Below are 23,162 nucleotides of genomic sequence, written 5' to 3' on the forward strand. Positions count from 1 at the left end.
TCAGAAATGTCAGGCATCGAGATCAGGCCCGCCGAGCCCAGCGACATGGATTTCGTAACCAGCCTGTCGCCACGTCTGGCAAATGTCCCTGGACCGGCCTGGCACACAATAGAGGCCATGGAAGGCTTCCAGGACCGCTATATGTCGTCGACCTTCGCCCCAACCGCGTTGGAAGGATCGAGGACGTTGATCGCCTGGTCCGCGGACGGGCGGCGGCTGGGCTACGTCCACATGCGGCCCGGCAAGGATGGCGTGACGGACGAGCCCTGCGGCTACGTCTCGCTGCTGGCCCTGGGGCAGGAAGCCGAAGGGACCGGCGTCGCGCGCCGGCTGATGGCGGAGGCCGAAACCTGGGCGCGTGGCTGCGGCTATCGTTTCCTTAGCCTCGACGTCTATGCCGATAACAAGCGGGCGGTCGATTTCTACGCCAGCGGCGGCTTCAAGCCGGAGACCATCCGGATGGTGAAGCCGCTATAGCCATTCGGCCCTGACCGCGCGAACGAAGTCGCGGTCGAAGCAGCGGTCGATGGCGGCATCGATATGCGCCTTCATGCGGGGCTCCAGTCCGGCGTCGCTCCATTGACCGGGATCCGACGGGTCGCGCGGAGTGCGGGTCTGCACGCGCCAGCGCGCCATGAACAACGTCGTACGCAACCAGGTGAGACGCCGCATCGGCAGCAACCAGGGCTGCAACTCGGCCGCTCGCTTCTTTCCGACTTTGTCGAGATAGAGATCGTAGAAGCGCTGCACCTCGTCGCGCGACAGCAGCTTGCCGATATCGGGATGCCACAAGGTCGAGGTGGCAAGCGTCGCGTGCGCGAGATCGATCGCCGGCGAACCGACATGCACCTTCTCGAGATCGACGAACCAGGCGAGCCCCGCCATGTCGACGATGAAGTTCCCGGGATGGGTATCGGCGAGCGCGACCGACAGCGGTTGCTTGCGCTGCGCGAAGGCCAGCGCCATGCCGCGCATCAGGCGCAGTTCCTCGGCAATCTCGGCGCGCGAACCGGAGTCGGGCACGGCCTTGTCGAGAAACCGCATGGCGTTCAACTCGACGGCTTCGAGCGTTTCGAGAAAAGGATTCTTCTGGCGCGGGATCGTCGAGCTTGCCGCCGGTAACGGCAGAGAATGAAGACGCACCAACGTATCCGCCAATGCCGGCAGATCGTCCGGCAAACGCGGCGCCCGGCCCTCGACAAAGTCGACGATCAGCGCACCGCCGGGCAGTCCCGGTTGCGGCTTGACGATGGCGTGCAGCTTCGGCGTACGTCCCGCCGGCGCGAGATGGCGAAAGGCTTCGGCCTGCGTCGCGAGGCGCGCCGCCGCCAAAGGATCGCCGTCATGCGCATAGGCAATCCGCGCCAACGATCCGTTGGCCAGACGCACATGCCCGTGTGCCGTGCCTGTCGCCGGCAGTGTCTCGCCATTGCGGATGGCGTCGAGAAGGTCAGCCACTCCGCGGCATCTTGCCTTCGTTGAGGCGCGGCATCAGCTCGGCGAAGTTGCAGGGCCGGAAGCGGATGTCGAGCTGCTGGCGCAGGATGTCGTCCCAACCGTCCTTGCAGGCGCCGGTGGAGCCCGGCAGCGCAAAGATGTAGGTGGCGTTGGCCACGCCCGCGACCGCGCGCGACTGCATGGTCGAGGTGCCGATCTTCTGGAAGCTGATCCAGCGGAAGGTTTCGCCGAAGCCTTCGATGCGCTTCTCGAACAGGCCTTCCAGCGCCTCGGGCGTGACGTCGCGGCCGGTGACCCCGGTGCCGCCTGTGGTGATCACGACCTCGATCTTGGGATCGTCGATCCACTTCTTCACCTGGGCGCGGATCAGGGCGATATCGTCCGTGACAATCGCGCGGTCGGCCAGGACATGGCCATCCCGCGCGATGCGCTCGACCAGGGTGTCGCCGGACTTGTCGGTCTCCAGCGTCCTCGTATCGGAAACCGTCAGGACGGCGATGTTCACCGGCTTGAAGGGCTTCGTCTCATCAATCCTGTTCATGCGAACATTGTATCTTTCCTCGCTTGTCGATGCGAGCCGGCGAGCCTAGATGGGAATTATGACCGACTGGAAGCATGACGGCGTGCGGGTCATCCCCGCAGGCTCCCTCGACACCAACACGGCCCAGACCCCGGGCATGAATCGCGCAGCGGCAATCAATTTCGCCCGCGTCGGTGCTCAGAAGCTGTGGGCCGGCACGGTGACCATCCACGCCCACGCCAAGACGGGCGCGCATCATCACGGCCACCTCGAAAGCGTGATCTACGTCGTGAAGGGCCGCGCCCGCATGCGCTGGGGCGATCAGCTCCAGTTCACCGCCGAGGCCGGTCCGGGCGACTTCATCTATGTGCCGCCCTACGTGCCGCACCAGGAGATCAACGCCTCCGAGACCGAGCCGCTGGAATGCGTGCTGGTCCGCTCCGACAACGAGGCGGTCGCCATCAACATCGACATCGCGCCGGTCGAGAAGCCGGAAGAAGTCTACTGGGTCGATCCGACCCATCCCCATCCGCACAAGCACTGAGCTTTCGCGGATCGGTGAACAAGAGGAAGGCGCGGGCCGCTCAGGCGGGCCGCGCCTTTTTCTTTGGCCAGAGCCCCGCAATCAACAGCGCGACTGCGACGATGGCGAAGCCGGTCGACAGGTAGCTGTGCAGGAAGATCGACGGATCGCCGTCGGAGATGGCCAGCGCCTGACGCACCGAGCGCTCGAAGATCGGCCCCAGTACATAGGCCAGGATGACGATGCCGAGGTCGAAGCCGTAGCGGCGCAGCACGTATCCGACGAAGCCGAAGATCACGGCGATCAGCACATCGGCGGGATTGCCGCTCGAGGAGTAGACACCGATCAGGCAGACCGCGAGGATCATCGGCGTGAGATAGGCGCGCGGGATCTCGAGGATGCGCACGAACAGGCCGATCAGCGGCAGGTTCAGCACCAGCAGCATGACGTTGCCGATATACATGCTGGCCACGACACCCCAGAAAACTTCCGGCTGGCGTTCAAGGATAGTCGGCCCCGGCACGACGCCATGAATAATGAAGGCCCCCAACAGCAACGCCGTGACGGCGTTGGCGGGAATGCCCATGCAGAGGAGCGGCACGAAGGCACCGGCCGTGCCGGCATTGTTGGCGGACTCCGGCCCAGCCACGCCCTCGACGGCCCCCTTGCCGAATTCCTCGGGATGCTTGGAGAGCTTGCGTTCGATGCCATAGGACAGGAACGACGCCAGCACCGCACCGCCGCCGGGCAACAATCCCACGAGGAAGCCCATCACCGTGCCGCGCGCCACCGGCCCGACCGACCGTTTGGCTTCGTCGCGCGAGGGCAGGAAGCCCAGCAGGCGCGACGGCGGCGGCAGGATCTTCATGTCCTCCGGCCTCTGCCGCGCCATGAACAGCACTTCCGACAGGCCGAACAGGCCGATCGCCAGCGGCACCAGGTTGACACCGTCGCCCAGCGCGAGAATCCCGAAAGTGAGGCGCGGCGTCATATTGAGCGGATCGCTGCCGACAGTGCCGAGCAGCAGGCCGAAGGCCGCCATCAGCAGCGCGCGTGGCAGCGAGCCGCTCGACATGTAGGTGACCATGGTGAGGCCTGCGAGCATGAGCATCGCGTATTCGGCCGGACCGAAGGCCAGCACCAGCTTGGCAAGCGGCGGCGACAGGAAGGTGATGCCGATGACGCCCACGGTACCGGCAAAGAAGGAACCAAAGCCCGCGATGCCCAGCGCCGCGCCGGCGCGCCCCTTGCGCGCCATCTCGTAGCCGTCGAGACAGGTAACGACCGACGAGGCCTCGCCCGGGATGCGCATCAGCACCGACGTCACGGTGCCGCCGTAGGCCACGCCGTAATAGATGCCCGACAGCATGATGATCGCCGACGTGACATCCATCTTGAAGGTGATGGGCAACAGGATGGCAATGGTCGTAAGCGGCCCGAGACCGGGCAGGATGCCGACGACGGTTCCCAGAAACACGCCGACGAAGCAGTAGAGCAGATTGTCGAGGCTCAGGGTGACGGCAAAGCCGTGGAGCAAGGCTTCCATGGGCGGCCTCGATCAGCGCACGAGGGTGTAGAAGGCACGCTCGATCGGCCCTTCGGGCAGATCGACGCGCAACAGCCAGCCGAAGCAGACCAGGCCGATGGCCGCACAGGCGACGCCATAGGTCACCGCCGCGACCCACGATCGCCGCTCGGCGAATCGCATGATCAGCACCGTCACGGCAATGGTCGTGACAAAGAACCCGGCAAAGGCCGTGCCGAGCGCCAGCAGCCCGAACGACGCAACATAGATTGCGAAGGTGTTGCCGGTGCCTGCAGAGGCATCCTTCGGCACGTCGTCAGTGTCACCCTCTTCGGTGGCACCGGCGCGACCGGGAAAAAAGAAGACGATCACGGCGAGCGCGACGCAAACACCGGCCACGAGGGTCGGGAAGAAACCCGGCCCCGGCCCGTCGAAGCCCCAGCTGTCGAGCCGCAGGGACTGCCACAGACCAACCAGCGCGGCCGCCAGCAACCCCAGCGTGGCGAGCCGCGTCCCGCTCAGCCGGCTCATGCCGGCTTCTTTGCCATGCCGGTTTCTTTCAGGATCGGCACGAGTTGCTCTTCGAGCGACTTCAGGAGCGCGCCATAGTCCTTGCCGTTACGATAGATCGCCTGAATGCCGAGCTTGGTGATCTGGCTGGTCACCGACTCGTCCTGCATCACGTCGGCCAGCGCCTTGTCCATGCGCTCCTTGATCGCCGGATCGACACCCTTCGGGAAGGCATAGCCGAACGGACCGTTGGTGACGGCATTGAAACCCAGCTCGCGCAGGGTCTTCACGTCCGGATAGTCAGGCCAGCGCGCCTCGGCCGCCGAGGCGAGGAAGCGCAGCTTGCCGGCCTCGATCTGCGGCCTCATCTCGGTAACGGTCTGGATGACGGCATCGACGTGGCCGCCGATGGCTGCCGTCACGGATTCGACGCCGCCCGGGAAGACGATCCAGCGGAACTTGGCGCCCGTCAGCTTCGCAAGCTGGAACATCGCCACGACGTTGGTCACGTTGTTGGAGCTGTAGGTGAGCTGCTTCTGCTTGCCCTGAGCGATCAAGTCTTCGATCGACTTGATCGGACCGTCGGCGCGGGCGCCGATGCCGTAACGAAGGGCGGCGACCTGACCGATGATGTCGAACGCCTTCCACGGTTCGTAGCTGACATTCATCATGTTGGGCACGGCGATGTGGCTGGAGATCGCCACCAGGCCGAGCGTGTGGCCATCGGGAGTCGATTGCGCCAGGGTCGTCGGACCGAGCGCGCCGGCGCCGCCCACGACGTTCTTCACGATGACGGTCGCGTTCAGCCGCTTCTCCAGCGCCTGCGCGATGATGCGTGCGGTGAGGTCCGTCGAGGCGCCCGGCGCATTGGGATTGATCAGCGAAATCTCGCGGCTCGGCCACTTGCTCGATTGTGCGATAGCAGGCGCAGCCACTGCCATTGCCGCCAATGCGGTGCCGCCACGCAGCACGGTTCTACGGTACATCTTACCTTCCCTCCCTTTGTTGCCCGCGACAGTGAGTGCCACCGGCGCGATGGGTCAAGGGAGCCGTACCGGCACGCGAACGCATGCGTCCTTATGCGACGCGAAGATTGTGCTGCGTGCTACAGGGCCTATCGCACTGCGGCGTCTCGCGCGGTTCAGCCGGCGGCGCGGACTTCGGCGGAGCGATCCCAGATGTTGGGCTGTTCGCGATTGGTGTAGCCCGAGACGAAGAGATTGGGATTGCCCGTCTTCACGTCGAACGTGTGCCGCCGCACCGCACCGATATTGCCGCCATAGACGTGGATGCTGATCGAGCCGCGATCGGCGAGGGCGTTGGTCACCTGATGGATGTCGCCCACCGCCGGCACCAGCACTTCGACGTCGCCCGGTTCGAGCTTGGTGAGCTTGCCCGGCACCAACGCGCCGGTCTCGGGATGACGCGAGAAGGCGAGCGACGTTTCCGAGCCGCGCAGCATGCCGACCAGCCCCCACATCTGATGATCGTGCACCGGCGTGTTGGCACTCGGCGCCCAGACGAAGCTCACGACACAGAAGCGCTCGAACGGATCGCACCATAGAAGATTCTGCGCATAGCCGTGCGCCGGCACTTTCGCGGCGCTTTCCGGCAGCCAGTCGTCGTGCTTCACCAGCTCGGCCAGCAGCTTGGCGCCGACTTCGACAGTCGCGCCCTCGTCCTTGTCCTGCCACGCGCCGCCGGTAAGCGATGTCATGTCGCCGATGAAACGGCGCAAACGGTCGATGGTCATTGCGCGACCTTTCTCAAGAAAGATGAACCGAACACCGATTCGGTATCGGCGCCGAGAGCCGGCGGATCGCGCCGCTTGGCGAGATCGGTGCCGGAAATGCGAACCGGGCTGCCGAATGTCCGCGTCTTCACGCCGGACGGCAGCTCCATCTCCTCGATCCAGCCCATGTGCTGGACCTGCGGATCGGCGAGGATCTGACTGTAACTGTTGATGCGGCCCTGCGGCACGCCCGCCTTCTCGAAGGCAGCAAGCCAATGGTCGACGCCCTTCTTGGCGAACTCTACCTCAAGCAAATCCTTCAGCGCGATTTGGTTGGCCGCGCGTAACTGCGTTGTGGCGAAGCGCGTGTCGGCCAGCAGATCGGGCCGGCCTACAACTTCGGTCACCGACTGCCAGAGCTTGTTGTTGCCCGCGGCTATGACGAAATATCCATCGCCCGCCTTGAAGGCCTGATAGGGCGCGTTGCGCGGATGCGCCGAGCCCAGCTTCTTGGGATCGCGGCCGGTGCCGAAGAATTCGCTGGTCTGCAGCGCCGCCATGCCGAGGCTGCAGCCCAACATCGAGGCATCGATATGCGCGCCCGCCCCGCCTCCGGCGACGCGACGCAGGACCGAGACGATGGTGAAGGCGGCGTAGAGGCCGGTGCCGACGTCGGAAACCGGCACGCCGCATTTCACGGGGGCGCCCTCGGGCTCTCCGGTCACGCTCATGATGCCGCTCATCGCCTGCACCGTGACGTCGAAGCCACCCTCGCCCGAGCGCGGCCCGCTCTGGCCGAACGCCGAGATCGAGCAGTAGACGAGGCCGGGCTTCTCCTCGCGAAAGGACTCGTAGCCCAGCCCCAGGCGATCCATCACGCCGGGCCGGTTGTTTTCCAACACCACGTCGGCCGACAGCACGAGTTGGCGTGCCGCCGCCTTGTGCGCCGGATTCTTGAGATCGAGAACCACCGAACGCTTGTTGCGGTTGATCGAGGCAAAGTTCTCGCTGTAGCCGCCGTTGGCGCCTTCGGTGATGGGCGGCCATTGCCGCATCATGTCGCCATCGGGCGGCTCGACCTTGATCACCTCGGCGCCAAGATCGGCCAGCAACATGCCGCAATAGGGACCTGCCAGAACCTGGCAGAACTCGACAACTCTCACGCCCGACAGCGGCTGCATTTCCTGTTACGTCTCCCGACTCAGCGCCCAGCTCCTTTGCTCTATAGAGAGCTTAGTGGCGTCCGTCCTGCGGCGCGTAGCGCGGCCAGTCGTGCGAGGCGATCTGGTCGAGCGACGGCGTCGGCTGCCCCATCCTGATCTGATACATCCAGTAATTGGTCAGCACGCGCTGTACGAAATCGCGCGTCTCGTGGAGCGGGATCGAGGCAATATAGAGCAGCGGATCCTGCGAGGCGTTTAGCGAGTTGTCCCAACGCATGACATTGCCGGGTCCGCCGTTGTAGCCGGCTGCCGTGCGAACCAGATTGCCGTCGACCTCGTTGAGCAGCATCGAAATATAGGCTTGGCCCAGCGCCACGTTGGTCGACGGGTCCCAGGGGTTGGCGCCCGCGGTCTCGGGCGCATAGCGCGCCGAGACCGCGCGTGCGGTCGCCGGCATGAGCTGCATCAGGCCCATTGCGCCGACATAGGAGCGCGCTTTCGGATTAAAGGCCGATTCCTGCCGCATGAAGCCGTAGACCAGCGCACGGTCGACGATGAAGCCGCCCATCGGCTGCCAGGACGGGATGGGATACATCGCGCCGTCGTAGCCCTTGATGTTGTGGCGTTGATCCCAGTTGGCGTTGCCGACGCGCACCGCCAGCGCCGGGAGGTCGGCCTTGAGCGCCAGCGCCATCACCGCCTCGATATAGGCGGGGTCGTTGTCGATGGCGGCGGCGAAGAGTTCGCGTTCCGCGGCGGTCGTGGCCCCGAGCTGCAATAACCCCAGGGCGCGCCGCGCCGCTCGATCGTTTCGCAGCAGGTCGGCCTTCTTGCGATCGAGCGCCGGCACGTCCCAGTCGGGCTGGATCTGCATGCCGAGCGCCTTCTGCGCCACGAGGCCATAGAAGGTCCGGCCGTGGAGCGCCGCACGCTTGAGGTAGGGCGCGTATTTCTGCGGATTGCCGGCCAGCAGGTTGGCGCGCGCCGCCCAGAACGAGCCGGCCGACAAGGTCCATGACGAGGCCTGATCGGGCGAGGCATCGGCCACCAGTTCGAAGCGCCGTGCGGCTTCGGCCATGTTGCCGCGCGTAAAGGCCTGGAGAGCGGCCGTCCAATTGGCGTCGGGCGGCATGCCGACCTCGACCGGGACCTGGACGCCGCGCTGCGGATCGGCTTCGAGCTGGCGGGTGCGCATGCGGCCTCGCCACAGCTCGACCTCCTGCGGGCCGAGCACGTCGACCGTCGACTTGCGGTCGAGCAGCACGAAGGCGGCATTGAAGCCGCCATCGTCGGCCATGGTCTGCAGGCGTGCGCGCAGGTCGGCGGCCTGGCTTGCATCAGCGCCGCGTACCGTGCGGGCGGCCGCGAAGGTGGGCGACGGCTGGGCTTGGCCGACGAAGCTCGCAGGCGTCAGCTCCGGTCCGCCCGGCGTGCGGCGAGCAAGAGCGAGGCGGTAGACCGCCGGCGCATCGGGATGGTCGTTGTATTCCTGGAGCCAGGCGGCGAGCTGGTCGTAGCGTGCCTGATAGTTGGGCGCGAGCAGGCGCTGGGCGCCGACATAGCCCATCAACAGCTTGTCCTTGAGCTGGGCGATCTCGGCGTCGGCCTGCGACCAGCTCCCGCTCGCCTGCGCCTGGAAGATGCGCCGGTAGCGGTCGCGACTCTCGTTGTCGAGAACGGTCGGCAGATCGGCAACGACCGCCGCCTCGTCGAGTTCGATGATGGGCGGCGGCGGCACGAAGACCGGCGCCCGGGCCGCTGCTGGACGAACCGCCTGCCGCGCCGCAGGTCGGGCGATAGCAGGCTTGGCCGCCGCAGGCTTGGTTGCCTGCAGCTTGGCCGGCTTTTTCGTGGGCTGCGCCGAGGCGGAAACGGCCATCAAGGCGACCGCACCGATCATCACGGCAGAAACGATCGTTTTCATGCCCTACCGTAGTTTGACTTGCCCTAGGGCGACAAGCGCCCGCCTCGCTATACTGCACCCAAACGGAGGAGCAAATGACCCTGCATCAGGAGCGCGCCGCGGCGGTACGGCGCTTGATCGACGAGGCCCGGCAGATCGAAAAGGGCGGCGTCACCTATGCCAACCTCGACAAGATCGGCGGGCTGCTGGCCTCACTGGCCAGCCGGGCCGACCTCTTCCCGCAGGAGGAGTTCCCGCTGGGCGCCGACGGCGGCATCTACCGCCTGAGCGAGGACCCCGACCACCGTTTCGCCCTCTACGCCTCGGCCGGCGGGGCCGGCAAGAAGGTGCCGCCGCACAACCACACGACCTGGGCGATCATCGCCGGCGTCCATGGCGCCGAGCGCAACGTGGTCTACGAGCGGCTCGACAATGGCGACCGCGAGGGCTTCGTGCAGCTCCGCGAGGCGCCAGCCAAGGAAAAGACCCTGCGCCGTGGCGACGTGATCGCCTACCTGCCGGACGACTTCCATCACATCGAGACGCCGGTCGGATCGGGCGATGCCCTGCATCTCCACTTCTACGGGTTGAGCCTGGAGCAGCTTCCCGATCGCGTGACGGTCGACCTGGCGGCCGGCACCTCCAAGCGCTTCATGGCCAAGGCCAAGATCCTGACGCCGGTTCTTACGGTGCAGCAGGTCAAGGCGATGCTGCAGTCGGGTGAAGTCTTCGCTTTCTTCGACGTGCGGGAAGAAGGCGAGTTCTCGACCCAGGGCCATCCGCTGTTCGCGACGCCGCTCCCCCTCTCCCGGCTGGAGCCGCGGGCGCTGGCACTGCTGCCCGATCCCGGCACCCGCATCGTCTTGATGGACAGCGGCGACGATGCCCAGGATCCGCAATGGGCCGGCCGTGCCAACCGCGCCGCCGCCAAGCTCTCCCAGCTCGGCTACACCAACCTCTCCGTCGTGAAAGGCGGGCTGAAAGCCTGGCGCGACGCGGGCTACGAGGTCTTCACTGGCGTCAACGTGCCCAGCAAGGCGTTCGGCGAGGTCGTGGAGCACGAGAACGACACGCCGCGCATTGATGCCGCCGACCTGCAGAAGCTGGTCGACGCCAAGACCGACCTGGTGATCCTCGATTCGCGGCCGATGCCGGAGTTCAACAACATGTCGATCCCGGGCGGCGTCGACTGCCCCGGCGCCGAACTGGTCTATCGCGTGAAGGACTTCGCGCCGAACCCCGAGACCCTGGTGGTCGTCAACTGCGCGGGCCGCACCCGCTCGATCATCGGCGCGCAGTCGCTGATCAACGCCGGCCTGCCCAACAAGGTCATCGCGCTCAAGAACGGCACGATGGGCTGGCACCTCGCCGGCCTCAAGGTCGCTCGCGGCGAGACCAAGAGCTTCGGCCCGCAAGGGCCCGAAGCCGCCAAGTTTGCCCAGGCCGCGGCCGCCGACATTGCCCAGCGCATGGGCGTGAAGAAGATCGACAGAGCCGGCCTCGACAAACTCATCGCAAGGGGCGGCCCGCTCTACCGCCTCGACGTGCGTGATCCTGCCGAGTATGGCCAGGGCCACCTCAAGGGCTTCCGCCATGCTGCCGGCGGCCAGCTCGTACAGGCAACGGATCAATATGTCGGCGCGCGCAATGCCACGATCGTCCTGCACGACAATGACGGCGTGCGCGCCACCATGACGGCGCACTGGCTGATGCAGATGGGTTGGGCCGAGACTTACGTCCTCGACCACAAGCCGGCCGCATCCGAACTCACGACCGAGGCCGAGCCGCGCTTTCCCGCGGGCTTCGCCCTGCCGAAGGTGGACACGGTAGCGGCAGCCGACCTGCACAAACAGCTCGCCTCGACCCTGGTCATCGACCTCGACACGAGCCTCCGGTACCGCGACGGCCACGTCCCGGGTGCCTGGTTCGCCGTCCGCGCCGGTCTTGCCCGGTCCATCCCGGAAATGCTGAAGAAGCAGGCCGGGGTGACGCGCATCGTGCTGGTCTCGTCCGATGCTGAGATCGCCACCCTCGCCGCCCCGGAAGCAGCCGAAGCCGCAGAGGGGCTGCCGGTCGCCATTCTGCAGGGCGGCTTTCGGGCCTGGCGCGATGCCAAGCTCCCGGTCGAGACAGGTCAGGTCCGAATGGCGGATCCGCCGACCGACGTCTGGTACCGCCCGTACGACTTCAAGGAGGATGTCGAAGCTGCCATGCGGCAGTATCTCGATTGGGAGGTCGACCTGGTGCCGCAGGTGGTCCGCGACGGCGATGCGAGGTTCCAGGTTCTGAAGCGCTAGAGAGGGCCGAAAGTGCTTGGAATTCCGGGCCTTGGCACATCGTCGCGTGTGCTTGACACCCAACGGGCCTGCCAATAGGTTCCGGCGCGTTTTTCACTGATACGGAACCGTCGTGGAACTGGTGCGGTGGAAAGCCCGGAGCGGAACATCCGGTTATGGCCGAGGACGAGCGAAAAGCGACGCCTGACGACCTGGACAAGCGCCTTGAAAGCGTACGCCAGGCCTATCGGAAGGGTGTTGGTGGACGGTCGTCGAAGCCTGCAACAAGCGCCGGGGGCGAAAAGCTCGGCGTCGGTATGCGGGTGGCGGTCGAACTGGTAGCCGGCGTCGTGGCGGGGGCTTTCCTCGGCCTGATGGCGGACAGGTGGTTGGGGACAAAACCCTGGCTGCTGATCGTAGGTTTCGTGCTCGGGTGCGGGGCGGCATTCTTGAATGTCTACCGGGTCGCGCAGGCTGAAGAGCGGCGCGGCAAGAGCCCGCCAAGTGCAGAGTAGACGGATTTGGGGATAGTTTATCGTGGCCAGCCCGGTTGAGCAGTTCGCTATCCAGAACCTAAGCGCCCCGCTGTTCAGCATCGGCGGCCACGAAATCGCCATCACCAATTCGGCAGTGTTCATGTTCGCGGCAGTGGCCGTGTCCTCCGTCCTGCTGGTGGCCGGAGCGGGCAAAGCGGCGATGATCCCCGGCCGTTTCCAGGCGATGTCGGAGCTCTTCTACGAGTTCATTGCCAATATGGTTCGGGACAATGTCGGCACCGCCGGCAAGAAATTCTTCCCGTTCATCTTCACGCTTTTCATCTTCACGCTGTTCGGCAACGTGCTGGGGCTGATCCCTTACGGCTTCACCTTCACCAGCCACATCGCTGTCACGTTCTTCATGGCGTTCGTGGTGTTCATCGCCGTGACGCTGATCGGCATCTTCAAGCACGGCCTGCATTTCTTCTCGCTGTTCTTCCCGCATGGCGCGCCTCTTTTCACGGCGCCCATCCTGATCCCGATCGAGATCGTCTCTTATCTCAGCCGGCCGATCAGCCTGTCCGTCCGACTTTTCGCGAACATGACCGTGGGGCACGTGCTGCTGAAGGTGCTGGCCGGCTTCGTCGTGGCGCTCGGCATCTTTGGCGTCGTGCCGCTGGCCGTCCTCGTGGCGATCACCGCGCTTGAGCTGCTGATTGCGCTGCTGCAGGCCTACATCTTCACGATCCTCTGCTGCATTTACCTGAACGACGCGCTGCATCTGCACTGATCGCCGCGCCCGTAACCATCCACCCAGTCAACGTTTGCTAAACAGGAGACAGAAATGGACGCCTCAGCCGCCAAGTTTATCGGTGCTGGCCTCGCCGCCATCGGCATGATCGGCGCCGGTATCGGCGTGGGCAACGTGTGGGCCAGCTACATCACGGCTCTGTCGCGCAACCCGGCCTCGAAGGCTGAAATCGGCGCGAACATCTGGATCGGCTTCGCCGTCACCGAGGCCATCGCGCTGTTCGCGCTGATCGTCGCGCTGATCGCCCTCTTCGCCTGAGTTCGATCGTGCCCGTTTCGGCACTGCGAACTTCGGCATGGGCAGCAGCCCTGATCGGCCTGCCGGCAGCCGCGCAGGCGGCCGGCATGCCGCAGTTCGACATCACCACCTTCCCCAGCCAGATCTTCTGGCTGGTCGTGTGCTTCGCCGTGCTCTACGCGATCATGGCGACGCTCGTACTGCCGCGCATCGGTTCGACCGTCGAGGCCCGCGAGCGCAAGATCCAGGCTGACCTGGATGCAGCACAGCAGGCCAACGACGCGGCCCGCACGACGGCGGCGGCACAGGACAAGGCTCTCGCCGAAGCACGCGGACGCGCAGAAGCGGTCATCCGGGCCGCCTCCGATGCCGCCGCCGCCGAGACCTCGGCCCAAATGTACACTGTCGGCACCCGGTTGGCGGCCGATATCACGGCAGCCGAACGCCGCATCGGCGAACAGCAGAACCAGGCCATGGCCGGCTTGACCGGCATGGCGGCGGAGATCGCCTCGGCGATCCTCGGCAAGCTGGTCGGCGCGGCGGACGGCGCACAGGTCGCCCGTGCCGTCGACGAGGCGGCCAAGGCAGGTAAGCGATGATCAGCACCGCATGGGCTGCCGATGCACATGGCGGCGGCCTTCTTTCCGACCCGAGCCTGTGGGTTGCAGTCGCCTTCGTCATCTTCGTGGCCCTCGCCGGCAAGATGATGGTCAAGGGCATCACCAAGATGCTCGACGACCGTACGGCGCTCATCAGGCGCACGCTCAGCGAGGCCGAGAAGCTCCGCACCGAGGCTCAGAAGGCACGCGACGAGGCACAGAAGAACCTCGCCGAGTCCGCCGCTCTGGCCGAGGGCATCGTGGCGCAGGCCAAGGCGGAAGCCGAGCGCCTGACGCAGCATGCCGCCGAGGAGCGCGAGGCGCTGATCGCACGGCGCGAACAGCAGGCCCGCGATCGCATCGCGCAGGCCGAAGCCCAGGCCACCCGGGAAGTGCGTAACCTGGCGGTCGACGTTGCTCTCACGGCAACCCGTACGCTGCTCCGCGAGCAGGTCGGTTCGGCCAAGGGCACGGCGCTGATCGAAGAAGCGATCGCGGAACTGCCGCGCCGCCTGCATTAAGTTCCAGAAAACCAAGGATTTCCCGCAAACAATAATCGCGGGCTACCTGACGCCCCCCGCCGCAAGGCGGGGGGTTTTTCTTTGATTGAGTGAGTTCGAAGTTCAATTCAACCAAATCCCGGGCGCGACGGCCAAATTGCGCCGCAATCGATCGGTTGTGGATAACGGATCGGTCACACGTCACACGCAACGGTATATATTTGCAGCAATACAGCTAAAAGACGAGTGGCCATTAGTCATGAAGAAGAAGATCAAGACACCGCCCAAGATCAGTGAGCCGAAGCGTGATCGGCTGTCTCAGGTCGACGTACCAATGTATGCTCTCGACTCGGCCATTCGTGTCCCCAAAGCGATCGCGGATAATTATGGCAGCGGCGCGGTAACACCATTGCAACTTGCTGCTGCTCTCGACATGTCTCCGAGTTCGGGGCCATTTCGATCACTATGTGGTGCAGCAATCGCCTATGGCCTGACCAACGGTGGCTACAACGCTCAGCAGATTGAGCTTCAATCGCTTGGAAGGCGCATCACCAAGCCACTCACTGAAAACGATGATCAACTCGCTAAGCGTGAAGCACTTCAGAAACCTCGCGTGATCGGAGAGTTTCTCAAGAAGTATGCTGATTCACCTCTGCCGCGAGCCGATATCGCAGTGAATGTCCTGCAGTCGATGGGAGTACCGGCCGACCGAGCGGATGCTGTATTTTCTATGATTGTTGAGGGGGCGAAAGCCGTCGGGCTGATTAGGGAAATCAAGGGCAAGCAGTATATCGAGCTAGGCGGCGTAGCGCCCATGCAGATCGAGGCGGGCTACGATGACTCGGCAGCAGAAGATCTAGAGCCAATGGGCGGTGAAGCACCTCCGTCACCAACTGCCCCGATTGCGCCTTTCCAAACTGGCGCGGCGATCACCCCAGTAATCAACAGGCGAGTTTTCATCACACATGGCAAGGACAAGTCGTTTCTGGACCCGATAAGGAAGCTACTGGGGTTTGGAGAGATGATCGCGGTTGTATCGGTCGAGAAGCAATCCGTATCCAAACCCGTGCCTGACAAGGTTATGGACGACATGCGCAGTTGCAGCGCGGCCATCATTCACGTCGATGCTGAAGACACCTTCATCGACAAAGAAGCCAATGAACGAAAGATTCTAAATCCGAATGTCCTGATCGAAATTGGTGCTGCAATGGCCCTCTACGGACGGCGCTTCATTCTGCTTGTCCGTAGCGGCGTGGAACTTCCGTCAAACCTGCAAGGCTTATACGAGGTACGCTATACCGGTGATGCCCTCGATGGAGCGGCCACTATCAAGCTCCTTGAAGCCATCAACGACATCAAGAACAACCCAATCCCAGAGCGATACAAGGACGGAGCGGCCTAGGCCACGGCGCCGTCTGCCAGCCAACCATCTGACGTATTGAGACCACCTCGGAAAGGGGCGGTTACCACGCAAGGCGGGAGGGCTTTGTGAAAACGGGATGCCTCAGGCCGAGGCCACCCAGCCGCGCCATGTGAAGGCGGCGTAGAACAGGCTCACGTCGGAAAAGCCGGCGCCTCGCAGGATTGCCTCGTCCTGTTCGGGCGTGAAGATGTTCAGGTGTGCCGCGACCGCCGCGCGCGCCTTCTGTGCCAGAGCAGGATCGGCCCCCGAGGCGACGGCGAAAGCTGCATATCGCGACAACCACAGCGCCCGTTCAGCTTCGCCTTGGGGAAAGCTGGAATGGGCAACCACGAAGGGAGCACCGGGCTTGAGTCGCTTTCGGATCTCGCTGACGGTGCGCCGCCGTTCCTCCGGCGCCAGAAAGTGCAGGGTCAGCAGACAGGTCGCCGCATCGAAAGGACCTTCCGGCGCGTCGTCGATGTAGCCCTCGTGCAAACGCGCGCGCGGGGCGAGCGGGCCCAGGGTCCGTACGGCCTGCTTCAACATTTCGGCCGCCGGGTCGATGCCATCGAACGTCCAGCCCGGGTGAGCCTCGGCAAGCGCCTTCAGCTCCAGCCCGCCGCCCGCCCCGAGGACGAGCACCCGAGCCTCCCGCGGCGCGCGCTCGCCGAGCAAGACGGTAGTCATGCGATGCAGGTCGGAGAAGCCTGGCACGAATCGCGGCGGCCCTTCGGCGTAGCGCGCCACGGACTGCGGATCGGAGAACGGTGCCATCAGATCTCTCATGATGCGTGGACGCTGTGCAAATCGCGCCGTCCGCCCCGCGCCACGAGGCGGGCATGGAAGTCGGCGCTCAGCATGGCCAAGGTGACTTCGCCTAGCCGCGCGAGCAGCAGCGCTTCCGCGTCGTCGAAGGCCTGATCGAGGGCGGCATTCACCGCCTGTTCGACAAGGCAGCCGGGCGCTTCCGTCCGGTTTCCCATCGCGAGAAGCGATGGGCTGCCGAGCGCAGCGTAGATGTCGCGCAGCGTCACCTTCGATAGATCGCAGGCCAGCGTCCAGCCGCCGCCATGCCCCTTCTCCGAGCGCACATATCCTTGGTCCCGCAGGCCCGCCATGGTCCGTCGGATCACCACGGGATTGGTGTCCATCGCCTTTGCCAGCACTTCGGACGTTGCGGGACCCTCGTGCTCGGCCATGTGCAGCAGGACGTGGAGCACGCCCGACAATCGACTGTCTCGTTTCATATAACTTCATATGTTACGTGAATGCCCGATCGTCAAGCCCGGCTCGACTCTCCGCTTCTGGACTTTCTATCGCTCCGACAAAGCGAGCTTGGCGCCCAGCGCCGCAAAGGCACCGGCGAACACGCGGCGCATCCAGGTCATGACCTGCGGCCGCGAGATCACATGGTCGCGCACCACTGCCGCAAACAGCCCGTAGGCCGCGAAGACCAGGAAGGTCAGCAGCATGAAGACCGCACTCAGCTCCGACATGCGCAGCACGGGATGGGCCTCTGTCGCGTCGACGAACTGCGGCAGGAAGGCGAAGAAGAAGATCGAGAGCTTGGGATTGAGGATGTTGGCCAGGATCGCCGAGACGATGACCTGCACCGAGGAGCGCGGCGCCGCATCCGGCTGGACGGTCAGCGCACCGTGGTCGCGCAACGTCACCCAGGCCATGTAGAGCAGGTAGGCGACGCCGAGATATTTCAGGATCTGGAAGGCGAGCGCGCTGGTGTGCAGCAGCGCTGCCAGTCCCAGGATCGCGGCCAGCATGTGCGGAACGATGCCGAGCGTGCAGCCAAAGGCCGCCACGACGCTGGCCTTCGGACCGCGCGACAGGCCAGCTGCTACGGTGATCAGGACTCCGACTCCGGGCGAGGCGACCACGATCAACGACGTCAGTAGAAAGTCGAGACTCATGGCTGCCCTCGCCCAGCTATCGGAAAGAAAGGAAGGGAGGCGGCCTACTCGGCCGCCTGCTTCAGCGGACCGCCGTCCGGCGGATTGTTGGACGGCCGCCAGCGCAGGATCGGCTTGCGCGCCGCCAGGGTCTCGTCGAGGCGTCGACGCGGCGAGAAGCGCGGCGCCGCCTTGAACTCTTCGGCCGCCGTGCCGGTCTTGGCCCGCTCGGTGAGCGAGCGCAGCGCACCGATGAACTGATCCAGGTCTTCCTTGGCCTGGCTCTCGGTCGGTTCGATCAGCATCGCGCCATGGACGACCAGCGGGAAGTACATGGTCATCGGGTGATAGCCCTCGTCGATCATCGCCTTGGCGAAGTCGAGCGTGCTCACGCCGGTGTCCTTCAGGAAGCTGTCGTCGAACAGCGCTTCGTGCATGCACGGTCCCTCGAACGCCGGGCTCATGACGTCCTTGAGTGCTGCCATCACATAGTTGGCCGACAGCACCGCATCCTCTGCCACCTGCTTCAAGCCATCGGCGCCGTGGCTCATGATGTAGGCCAGAGCGCGCGTGAACATGCCCATCTGGCCGTGGAAGGCTTTCAGGCGCCCCAGCGGCGTGCCATCGACCTTGGCGCCGTCCTCGGCGACCCGCCACTTGTCGCCATCCTTCACGATCCAGGGATAGGGCGCATAGGGCGCAAGGGCTGCCGACAGCACCACCGGCCCCGCGCCCGGCCCGCCGCCGCCATGCGGCGTCGAGAAGGTCTTGTGCAGGTTGATGTGCATGCAATCGATGCCGAGATCTCCCGGCCGCACGCGGCCGACGATGGCGTTGAAGTTGGCGCCGTCGCAGTAGAAGTAGGCGCCCGCGTCGTGCACGGCCTTGGAGATCTCGACGATCTCGCTCTCGAACAGACCGCAGGTGTTAGGGTTCGTCAGCATGATCGCCGCCACGTCGGGGCCGAGAGCAGCCTTCAACGCAGCAAGATCGACGCGACCGCGATCGTTGGCCGGGATCGGCTTCACGGTGAAGCCGAGCGCGGCCGCCGTCGCCGGATTGGTGCCGTGCGCTGATTCCGGCGCCAGCACGACCTTGCGCTTGGCCCGTTCGCCCTTGGCCTCGAGGGCCGCGGCGATCGCCATCATGCCGCACATCTCGCCGTGGGCGCCCGCTGCCGGCGACATCGCGACGGCCGGCATGCCGGTCAACGTCTTCAGCCAATGCGCCAGACGGTCGATCAGCTCCAGCGCGCCCTGCACGGTCGAAACCGGCTGCAGCGGATGGAGATCGCCGATGCCCGGCAGGCGCGCCACCTTCTCGTTGATCCGCGGGTTGTGCTTCATGGTGCACGAGCCCAGCGGGTAGACGCCCATGTCGATGGCGTAGTTCTTCTGGCTGAGGCGCGTGTAGTGCTGCACCACCTGCGGTTCCGAAAGACCCGGCAGGCCGATCGTGCCGGCACGGCGCAGGCCGTTCAGGCGATCCTTGACCTTTGGTGGTTCCGGCAGGTCGACGCCGCAGCGTCCCGGCTGGCCCATCTCGAAGATCAACGGCTCTTCGATCTGCAGCGCGCGGTTGCCCGTGAACGTGCCGTGATTGGAAGCGGCACTGGCGGCAACGCCACCGGCGCGGCCCTGGGAACGGTCGAGCGACTGGACCATCACAGCACCTCCTTCAGCACGGCAACCAGCGGGTCCATGCCCATGTCGGTCGCGGTCTCGGTGGCGGCCAGCAGGAGCAGGTTCTCGACCGAGGGATCGTTGGGGATGAGACGCGAGACCGGCAGGCCACCCAGGATGCCCTTCGCCGCCAATGCCTCGACGACGGGCGCAGCCGGCTTGGGCAGCTTAACCGTGAACTCGTTGAAGAAGCTGTCGTTCAGCAGCCTCACGCCGGAGATGGCGCTCACCTTGTCGGCGAGCTGCGACGCCTTGGCATGGTTCAGCTCGGCCAGCCGCGTGAAGCCCGCTTCGCCGAGCAGCGTGAGATGCACCGTGAAAGCAAGCGCGCAGAGGCCGGCATTGGTGCAGATGTTGGAGGTCGCCTTCTCGCGGCGGATGTGCTGCTCGCGCGTGCTGAGCGTCAGCACGAAGCCGCGCTTGCCGTCGGCATCGACCGTTTCGCCGACCAGGCGGCCCGGCATCTGGCGCATGTATTTGTCGCGGGTCGCGAACAGGCCGACATACGGGCCGCCGAAGCCCAGCCCATTGCCGATCGACTGGCCCTCGCAGACCACGATGTCCGCGCCCATCTCGCCCGGCGGCTTCAGGAGGCCCAGCGACACGACTTCCGTCACGACGACGATCAGCAGCGCGCCGGCCGCGTGGCAGGCTTCGGCGAGCTTGGTGAAGTCGCGCACGTGGCCGAAGAAGCTCGGGTTCTGGACGACGACGCAGGACGTGTCCTTGTCGACCGAGGCGATCAGGTCTTCGAGGCCTTCGGCATCGGCCTTGGAGAAGATTGCCTTGAAGCCTTCCCACTTGGCCGTGGTCTCGATGATGCTGCGATACTGCGGATGCAGGCCGCCCGAGATCAGCGCCTTGTGGCGGCGGGTGATGCGGTTGGCCATCAGGACGGCCTCGGTCGTGCCGGTCGAGCCGTCGTACATCGAGGCGTTGGCCACTTCCATGCCGGTGAGCAACGTCACCTGGGTCTGGAACTCGAAGAGATACTGCAAGGTGCCTTGCGTGATCTCCGGCTGATACGGCGTGTAGGAGGTCAGGAACTCGCCGCGCTGGATCATGTAATCCACGGTCGAGGGCACATGATGGCGATAGGCGCCGGCGCCGATGAAGAAGGGCGCGGTGCCCGGCGAGACGTTCTTCGCCGCGAAGGCCTGGAAGGCGCGCTCGACTTCGAGCTCGCCCTGGTGATCGGGCAGGCCGCCGATCTTGGCGCCGAGCCGGGCCGAGGCCGGCACGTCCTTGAAGAGGTCGTCGACCGACTTGGCGCCGATGACCGAGAGCATCTCCCGGCGATCAGCGTCAGTGAGGGGGAGATAGCGCATTAGGTGCTCCGTCTAGCCCAGGCTCTTCACGAAGGCGTCGTAGGCCGCCTCGTCCATCAAGCCATCGAGCTCGGCCTTGTCGGCGAGCTTCAGCTTGAAGAACCAGCCCTTGCCCGTCGGCTCGGCGTTGACGTCGCCCGGCGAGTCGGCGAGCGCCGCATTGCCTTCGACGATCTCGCCCGCCACGGGTGCGTAGATGTCGGACGCGGCCTTGACCGACTCGACCACGGCGCAGGCCTCGCCCTTGGCGACCTTGCGGCCGACGGCGGGCACTTCCACGAACACCACGTCGCCCAGCTGTTCCTGGGCGTATTGCGTGATGCCGACGGTGGCGACATCGCCTTCGACGCGGACCCACTCATGCTCTTCGGTGTACTTGGTGACGGCCATCTCTAGCTCCCTTATCCGCGGTAGTAGGCGTGTTTGACGAAAGGCATGGGCACAATCTCGGCAGGCACGGGCTTGCCGCGCACCATGAGATCGACCTTGGTCCCGTTGGCTGACTGGGCACGCTCGACGTAGCCCATGGCGATGGCGCGGCCGAGGGTCGGCGCGAAGCCGCCCGATGTCACCGTGCCGACGACCTTGCCACCGATGACGATTTCCGCGCCTTCGCGCGCGATCGCCTTGCCGTCGGGCAGAAGGCCCACGCGCTTGCGCGTCGAGCCTTCGGCGATCTGCTTCTGGATGACCGACGCGCCGGGAAAGCCGCCCTGCACGCGGCGCTCCTTGCCGACGCTCCACAGCAGCACGGCCTCGACCGGCGTGGTGGTCGTATCGATGTCGTGGCCGTAGAGGCAGAGGCCCGCTTCGAGGCGCAGCGAATCGCGCGCGCCCAGCCCGATCGGTTTCACTTCAGGATTCGACAGCAGCTTGCGAGCGATCGCATCGGTCTGGTCGGCCGGCGTCGAGATCTCGTAGCCGTCGCCGCCGGTGTAGCCCGAGCGCGTGACGTAGCAGCGCGCACCGTCGATCACGACATAGGCGCCGGTCATGAACTTCATGGTCGCGACCTGCGGCGCCAGCCGAGAGAGCACGGCCGATGCCTGCGGTCCCTGCAACGCGAGGAGGCCCCGCGAGAACATCGGCTCGACTTCGCACATGCCCGAGAGATGCTTCTGCATGTGCGCGAGGTCGGCGTCCTTGCAGGCGGCGTTGATGACCACGAGCAGGTGATCGCCCGTGCTGGTCACCATCAGATCGTCGAGGATGCCGCCCTGGTCGTTGGTGAACTGCGTGTAGCGCTGCTGGCCGGGCTGCAGGCCGACGATGTCGCCCGGCACCAGCGTCTCCAGCGCCTTGGCCGCGCTGTGGCCCGCCTTGGCCGTCAGTCGCACCTGACCCATGTGCGAGACATCGAACAGGCCGCAGGAAGTGCGCGTCTGCGTGTGCTCGGCCAGGATGCCGGTCGGGTACTGCACCGGCATCTCGTAGCCGGCAAACGGTACGAGACGCGCGCCAAGCTCGCGGTGGAGGTCGTAAAGCGGTGTACGCTTCAGGGGGCCGGCAGCAGGATCGCTCAAGTAGGTCTCCTCAGAGTCGCGTTCGCCAACGCAAGGACTGCGCCGGTCGCGACCCCCTCTGTCCGGAGACCTGAAAGATTCGCCGGCGGCTAGGCCGGCTTACTTCGTCGGTGGGCGCACCTCCGCCAGGACGTGCGCCGCTTTCCAGAGACCCATCCTCCTGCGGTCCTTTTGCCTGAGAGTTTCCGGGGTCGGTTGCTCCTTCGGCGCCGCCCGAGCCGGGCGGTCTCTCCCACAGGGATCGTCTGGGTGAAAACGACCATACGGAGGGCCATTGCCGCCGTCCACCGGGAAAAGATGTGAGAAATCAGGGACTTTGCTGACCCTTGGGCTTGGGTGATTGCTCACTTATTTTATGAGCGATTACTCACTTTAGGGAGGGTAGCATGTTCATTCGCCGATCTTTCGATGAGTTCCTGAAGCTTCAGAGTGACGCTGCGCCCGCGGACCACAACGCAGCTTTTCCGAGTGAGCACTCCCTCATAGACTGCGCGGCATGGGCAAAGCCGAAGAAACCAAAGCACGCGTAGAGCGCGCGGCGCTCACGCTTTTCGTGGCGCGGGGCGTGACGGAGACCACGACCCGCGAGATCGCCATGGCGGCGTCGATCGCCGAGGGCACGATTTACCGGCACTTCCCGAGCAAGGAGCAGCTCGCCCTCGATCTATTCCTTCGCCACCACCGGGCGCTGGCCGAAGCACTGGCCGGCGTCGCACAGCAGGCGCAGGGCCTGCGCGCCCAGATCGACGCCATCGTCCGCTGCTATTGCAAATGGGCCGACGAAGACTGGACCCTGTTCGCCTATCACCTGCTGACCCAGCATATGTTCCTGGCGATGGTGCCCGAGGGCACGCCCAATCCGGTCGACGTCCTGCGCGAGGTGATCGTCCAGGCAATGGCCACGGGCGAGATCCCGTCGCGTGACGCCGATCTCGCCGCTGCCTCGGCGATCGGCACGGTGATGCAACCGGCAACCTACAAGCTCTATGGGCGCTTCGAAGGCCCACTCAGTGCCCACGCCAACTTCTTCGCTGAGGCAGCCTGGGCTGTATTGTCGGTGAAGGAAGCGTAGGCGTCCTGTCGATTTGGC

General features: G+C 65.2%; 25 protein-coding genes and 2 riboswitches. Of the genes, 10 read left to right on the top strand and 15 right to left on the bottom strand.

The window, feature by feature from the left end; genetic code table 11:
- Positions 1–6 precede the first annotated feature (6 nt).
- Positions 7–477 carry a GNAT family N-acetyltransferase gene (locus BN60_RS20415; protein ID WP_020697998.1) on the top strand — a complete coding sequence of 157 codons (471 nt, stop codon included), beginning with the start codon at positions 7–9 and terminating at the stop codon, positions 475–477.
- Here BN60_RS20415 and BN60_RS20420 read toward each other — a convergent pair.
- Both BN60_RS20420 and moaB read right to left on the bottom strand, forming a co-directional pair.
- Complete coding sequence (locus tag BN60_RS20420; protein WP_020697999.1) at positions 472–1,458, bottom strand: phosphotransferase; 987 nt, start codon at positions 1,456–1,458, stop codon at positions 472–474. The genes BN60_RS20415 and BN60_RS20420 overlap by 6 nt on opposite strands.
- A complete protein-coding gene (gene moaB / locus BN60_RS20425; protein WP_020698000.1) occupies positions 1,451–1,999 on the bottom strand; it encodes a molybdenum cofactor biosynthesis protein B in 549 nt (182 codons plus the stop codon). The genes BN60_RS20420 and moaB overlap by 8 nt, the downstream gene beginning before the upstream one ends.
- Positions 2,000–2,057: 58 nt before the next feature.
- On the opposite strand from moaB, the gene BN60_RS20430 reads away from it, so the two are divergent.
- On the top strand, positions 2,058–2,522 hold the full coding sequence (locus BN60_RS20430) for a cupin domain-containing protein (protein WP_020698001.1): 465 nt from the start codon (positions 2,058–2,060) through the stop codon (positions 2,520–2,522).
- A gap of 40 nt (positions 2,523–2,562) precedes the next feature.
- Here the strand turns inward: BN60_RS20430 and BN60_RS20435 are convergent, their stop codons facing one another.
- The 6 genes from BN60_RS20435 to BN60_RS20460 all read right to left on the bottom strand — a co-directional run bounded on the left by BN60_RS20435 (position 2,563) and on the right by BN60_RS20460 (position 9,355).
- A complete protein-coding gene (locus BN60_RS20435; RefSeq protein ID WP_020698002.1) occupies positions 2,563–4,047 on the bottom strand; it encodes a tripartite tricarboxylate transporter permease in 1,485 nt (494 codons plus the stop codon).
- Between the two features lie 12 nt (positions 4,048–4,059).
- Entirely contained in the window at positions 4,060–4,557 is a 498-nt protein-coding gene (locus tag BN60_RS20440) for a tripartite tricarboxylate transporter TctB family protein (protein WP_020698003.1), read from the bottom strand.
- Complete coding sequence (locus BN60_RS20445; protein ID WP_020698004.1) at positions 4,554–5,522, bottom strand: tripartite tricarboxylate transporter substrate binding protein; 969 nt, start codon at positions 5,520–5,522, stop codon at positions 4,554–4,556. The genes BN60_RS20440 and BN60_RS20445 overlap by 4 nt, the downstream gene beginning before the upstream one ends.
- Before the next feature lie 155 nt (positions 5,523–5,677).
- Positions 5,678–6,289: a cysteine dioxygenase family protein gene (locus tag BN60_RS20450; RefSeq protein WP_020698005.1), complete on the bottom strand. Its 612-nt coding sequence runs from the start codon at positions 6,287–6,289 to the stop codon at positions 5,678–5,680.
- Positions 6,286–7,449, bottom strand: coding sequence for a CaiB/BaiF CoA transferase family protein (locus BN60_RS20455; RefSeq protein WP_020698006.1), 1,164 nt, complete (start codon positions 7,447–7,449; stop codon positions 6,286–6,288). Before BN60_RS20455 ends, BN60_RS20450 begins: the two co-directional genes overlap by 4 nt.
- A 52-nt stretch (positions 7,450–7,501) precedes the next feature.
- Complete coding sequence (locus tag BN60_RS20460) at positions 7,502–9,355, bottom strand: lytic transglycosylase domain-containing protein (RefSeq protein ID WP_020698007.1); 1,854 nt, start codon at positions 9,353–9,355, stop codon at positions 7,502–7,504.
- Between the two features lie 74 nt (positions 9,356–9,429).
- Here BN60_RS20460 and BN60_RS20465 point away from each other — a divergent pair, with 74 nt between their 5' ends.
- From BN60_RS20465 to BN60_RS29965, 7 genes are all read left to right on the top strand, one after another.
- Positions 9,430–11,631: a rhodanese-like domain-containing protein gene (locus tag BN60_RS20465; RefSeq protein ID WP_020698008.1), complete on the top strand. Its 2,202-nt coding sequence runs from the start codon at positions 9,430–9,432 to the stop codon at positions 11,629–11,631.
- A gap of 155 nt (positions 11,632–11,786) precedes the next feature.
- Positions 11,787–12,125: an AtpZ/AtpI family protein gene (locus BN60_RS20470; RefSeq protein ID WP_020698009.1), complete on the top strand. Its 339-nt coding sequence runs from the start codon at positions 11,787–11,789 to the stop codon at positions 12,123–12,125.
- Between the two features lie 22 nt (positions 12,126–12,147).
- Positions 12,148–12,876, top strand: coding sequence for a F0F1 ATP synthase subunit A (locus BN60_RS20475; RefSeq protein ID WP_020698010.1), 729 nt, complete (start codon positions 12,148–12,150; stop codon positions 12,874–12,876).
- A 54-nt stretch (positions 12,877–12,930) separates the two neighbouring features.
- Positions 12,931–13,155, top strand: coding sequence for a F0F1 ATP synthase subunit C (locus BN60_RS20480; protein WP_020698011.1), 225 nt, complete (start codon positions 12,931–12,933; stop codon positions 13,153–13,155).
- A gap of 8 nt (positions 13,156–13,163) precedes the next feature.
- Positions 13,164–13,733: a F0F1 ATP synthase subunit B family protein gene (locus BN60_RS20485; RefSeq protein WP_020698012.1), complete on the top strand. Its 570-nt coding sequence runs from the start codon at positions 13,164–13,166 to the stop codon at positions 13,731–13,733.
- On the top strand, positions 13,730–14,254 hold the full coding sequence (locus BN60_RS20490; protein WP_020698013.1) for a F0F1 ATP synthase subunit B family protein: 525 nt from the start codon (positions 13,730–13,732) through the stop codon (positions 14,252–14,254). The genes BN60_RS20485 and BN60_RS20490 overlap by 4 nt, the downstream gene beginning before the upstream one ends.
- A 238-nt stretch (positions 14,255–14,492) precedes the next feature.
- Entirely contained in the window at positions 14,493–15,635 is a 1,143-nt protein-coding gene (locus BN60_RS29965) for a TIR domain-containing protein (RefSeq protein WP_020698014.1), read from the top strand.
- Between the two features lie 102 nt (positions 15,636–15,737).
- Here BN60_RS29965 and BN60_RS20500 read toward each other — a convergent pair whose 3' ends face one another.
- The 7 genes from BN60_RS20500 to gcvT form a co-directional block, all read right to left on the bottom strand.
- Positions 15,738–16,409, bottom strand: coding sequence for a class I SAM-dependent methyltransferase (locus tag BN60_RS20500; protein ID WP_020698015.1), 672 nt, complete (start codon positions 16,407–16,409; stop codon positions 15,738–15,740).
- A gap of 8 nt (positions 16,410–16,417) precedes the next feature.
- The gene (locus tag BN60_RS20505) at positions 16,418–16,882 is read right to left on the bottom strand and encodes an Rrf2 family transcriptional regulator (protein WP_043284164.1); all 465 of its coding nucleotides are present in this window, start codon (positions 16,880–16,882) and stop codon (positions 16,418–16,420) included.
- Between the two features lie 66 nt (positions 16,883–16,948).
- A complete protein-coding gene (locus tag BN60_RS20510; RefSeq protein WP_020698017.1) occupies positions 16,949–17,560 on the bottom strand; it encodes a LysE family translocator in 612 nt (203 codons plus the stop codon).
- Positions 17,561–17,604: 44 nt separating this feature from the next.
- Positions 17,605–19,203 (bottom strand): aminomethyl-transferring glycine dehydrogenase subunit GcvPB, encoded by a 1,599-nt coding sequence (gene gcvPB / locus BN60_RS20515; protein ID WP_020698018.1) that lies wholly within the window; start codon positions 19,201–19,203, stop codon positions 17,605–17,607.
- Positions 19,203–20,549 carry an aminomethyl-transferring glycine dehydrogenase subunit GcvPA gene (gene gcvPA, locus BN60_RS20520; protein WP_020698019.1) on the bottom strand — a complete coding sequence of 449 codons (1,347 nt, stop codon included), beginning with the start codon at positions 20,547–20,549 and terminating at the stop codon, positions 19,203–19,205. The genes gcvPB and gcvPA overlap by 1 nt, the downstream gene beginning before the upstream one ends.
- Positions 20,550–20,561: 12 nt before the next feature.
- On the bottom strand, positions 20,562–20,939 hold the full coding sequence (gene gcvH / locus BN60_RS20525; protein WP_020698020.1) for a glycine cleavage system protein GcvH: 378 nt from the start codon (positions 20,937–20,939) through the stop codon (positions 20,562–20,564).
- Positions 20,940–20,950: 11 nt separating this feature from the next.
- The gene (gene gcvT / locus BN60_RS20530; protein ID WP_020698021.1) at positions 20,951–22,072 is read right to left on the bottom strand and encodes a glycine cleavage system aminomethyltransferase GcvT; all 1,122 of its coding nucleotides are present in this window, start codon (positions 22,070–22,072) and stop codon (positions 20,951–20,953) included.
- 56 nt (positions 22,073–22,128) lie between these two features.
- Positions 22,129–22,222, bottom strand: a riboswitch (glycine riboswitch).
- 3 nt (positions 22,223–22,225) lie between these two features.
- Positions 22,226–22,317: riboswitch (glycine riboswitch) on the bottom strand.
- A gap of 251 nt (positions 22,318–22,568) precedes the next feature.
- Between gcvT and BN60_RS20535 the strand changes: the two genes are divergently transcribed.
- Complete coding sequence (locus BN60_RS20535; protein WP_020698022.1) at positions 22,569–23,144, top strand: TetR/AcrR family transcriptional regulator; 576 nt, start codon at positions 22,569–22,571, stop codon at positions 23,142–23,144.
- Positions 23,145–23,162: the final 18 nt, after the last annotated feature.

This window comes from Reyranella massiliensis 521 (assembly GCF_000312425.1).
GTDB classification, from domain to species: domain Bacteria; phylum Pseudomonadota; class Alphaproteobacteria; order Reyranellales; family Reyranellaceae; genus Reyranella; species Reyranella massiliensis.

Bases quoted from the DNA above. Each gene is read 5' to 3' on its own strand.
- BN60_RS20430 (WP_020698001.1), top strand. From the start codon at position 2,058: ATGACCGACTGGAAGCATGACGGCGTGCGGGTCATCCCCGCAGGCTCC.
- BN60_RS20450 (WP_020698005.1), bottom strand. From the start codon at position 6,289: ATGACCATCGACCGTTTGCGCCGTTTCATCGGCGACATGACATCGCTT.
- gcvPB (WP_020698018.1), bottom strand. From the start codon at position 19,203: ATGGTCCAGTCGCTCGACCGTTCCCAGGGCCGCGCCGGTGGCGTTGCC.
- BN60_RS20500 (WP_020698015.1), bottom strand. From the start codon at position 16,409: ATGGCACCGTTCTCCGATCCGCAGTCCGTGGCGCGCTACGCCGAAGGG.
- BN60_RS20440 (WP_020698003.1), bottom strand. From the start codon at position 4,557: ATGAGCCGGCTGAGCGGGACGCGGCTCGCCACGCTGGGGTTGCTGGCG.
- BN60_RS20480 (WP_020698011.1), top strand. From the start codon at position 12,931: ATGGACGCCTCAGCCGCCAAGTTTATCGGTGCTGGCCTCGCCGCCATC.
- BN60_RS20510 (WP_020698017.1), bottom strand. From the start codon at position 17,560: ATGAGTCTCGACTTTCTACTGACGTCGTTGATCGTGGTCGCCTCGCCC.
- BN60_RS20445 (WP_020698004.1), bottom strand. From the start codon at position 5,522: ATGTACCGTAGAACCGTGCTGCGTGGCGGCACCGCATTGGCGGCAATG.
- gcvH (WP_020698020.1), bottom strand. From the start codon at position 20,939: ATGGCCGTCACCAAGTACACCGAAGAGCATGAGTGGGTCCGCGTCGAA.
- BN60_RS20490 (WP_020698013.1), top strand. From the start codon at position 13,730: ATGATCAGCACCGCATGGGCTGCCGATGCACATGGCGGCGGCCTTCTT.
- BN60_RS20435 (WP_020698002.1), bottom strand. From the start codon at position 4,047: ATGGAAGCCTTGCTCCACGGCTTTGCCGTCACCCTGAGCCTCGACAAT.
- BN60_RS20460 (WP_020698007.1), bottom strand. From the start codon at position 9,355: ATGAAAACGATCGTTTCTGCCGTGATGATCGGTGCGGTCGCCTTGATG.
- BN60_RS20470 (WP_020698009.1), top strand. From the start codon at position 11,787: ATGGCCGAGGACGAGCGAAAAGCGACGCCTGACGACCTGGACAAGCGC.
- BN60_RS29965 (WP_020698014.1), top strand. From the start codon at position 14,493: ATGAAGAAGAAGATCAAGACACCGCCCAAGATCAGTGAGCCGAAGCGT.
- BN60_RS20415 (WP_020697998.1), top strand. From the start codon at position 7: ATGTCAGGCATCGAGATCAGGCCCGCCGAGCCCAGCGACATGGATTTC.
- gcvPA (WP_020698019.1), bottom strand. From the start codon at position 20,549: ATGCGCTATCTCCCCCTCACTGACGCTGATCGCCGGGAGATGCTCTCG.
- BN60_RS20505 (WP_043284164.1), bottom strand. From the start codon at position 16,882: ATGAAACGAGACAGTCGATTGTCGGGCGTGCTCCACGTCCTGCTGCAC.
- BN60_RS20465 (WP_020698008.1), top strand. From the start codon at position 9,430: ATGACCCTGCATCAGGAGCGCGCCGCGGCGGTACGGCGCTTGATCGAC.
- BN60_RS20535 (WP_020698022.1), top strand. From the start codon at position 22,569: ATGGGCAAAGCCGAAGAAACCAAAGCACGCGTAGAGCGCGCGGCGCTC.
- BN60_RS20455 (WP_020698006.1), bottom strand. From the start codon at position 7,449: ATGCAGCCGCTGTCGGGCGTGAGAGTTGTCGAGTTCTGCCAGGTTCTG.
- moaB (WP_020698000.1), bottom strand. From the start codon at position 1,999: ATGAACAGGATTGATGAGACGAAGCCCTTCAAGCCGGTGAACATCGCC.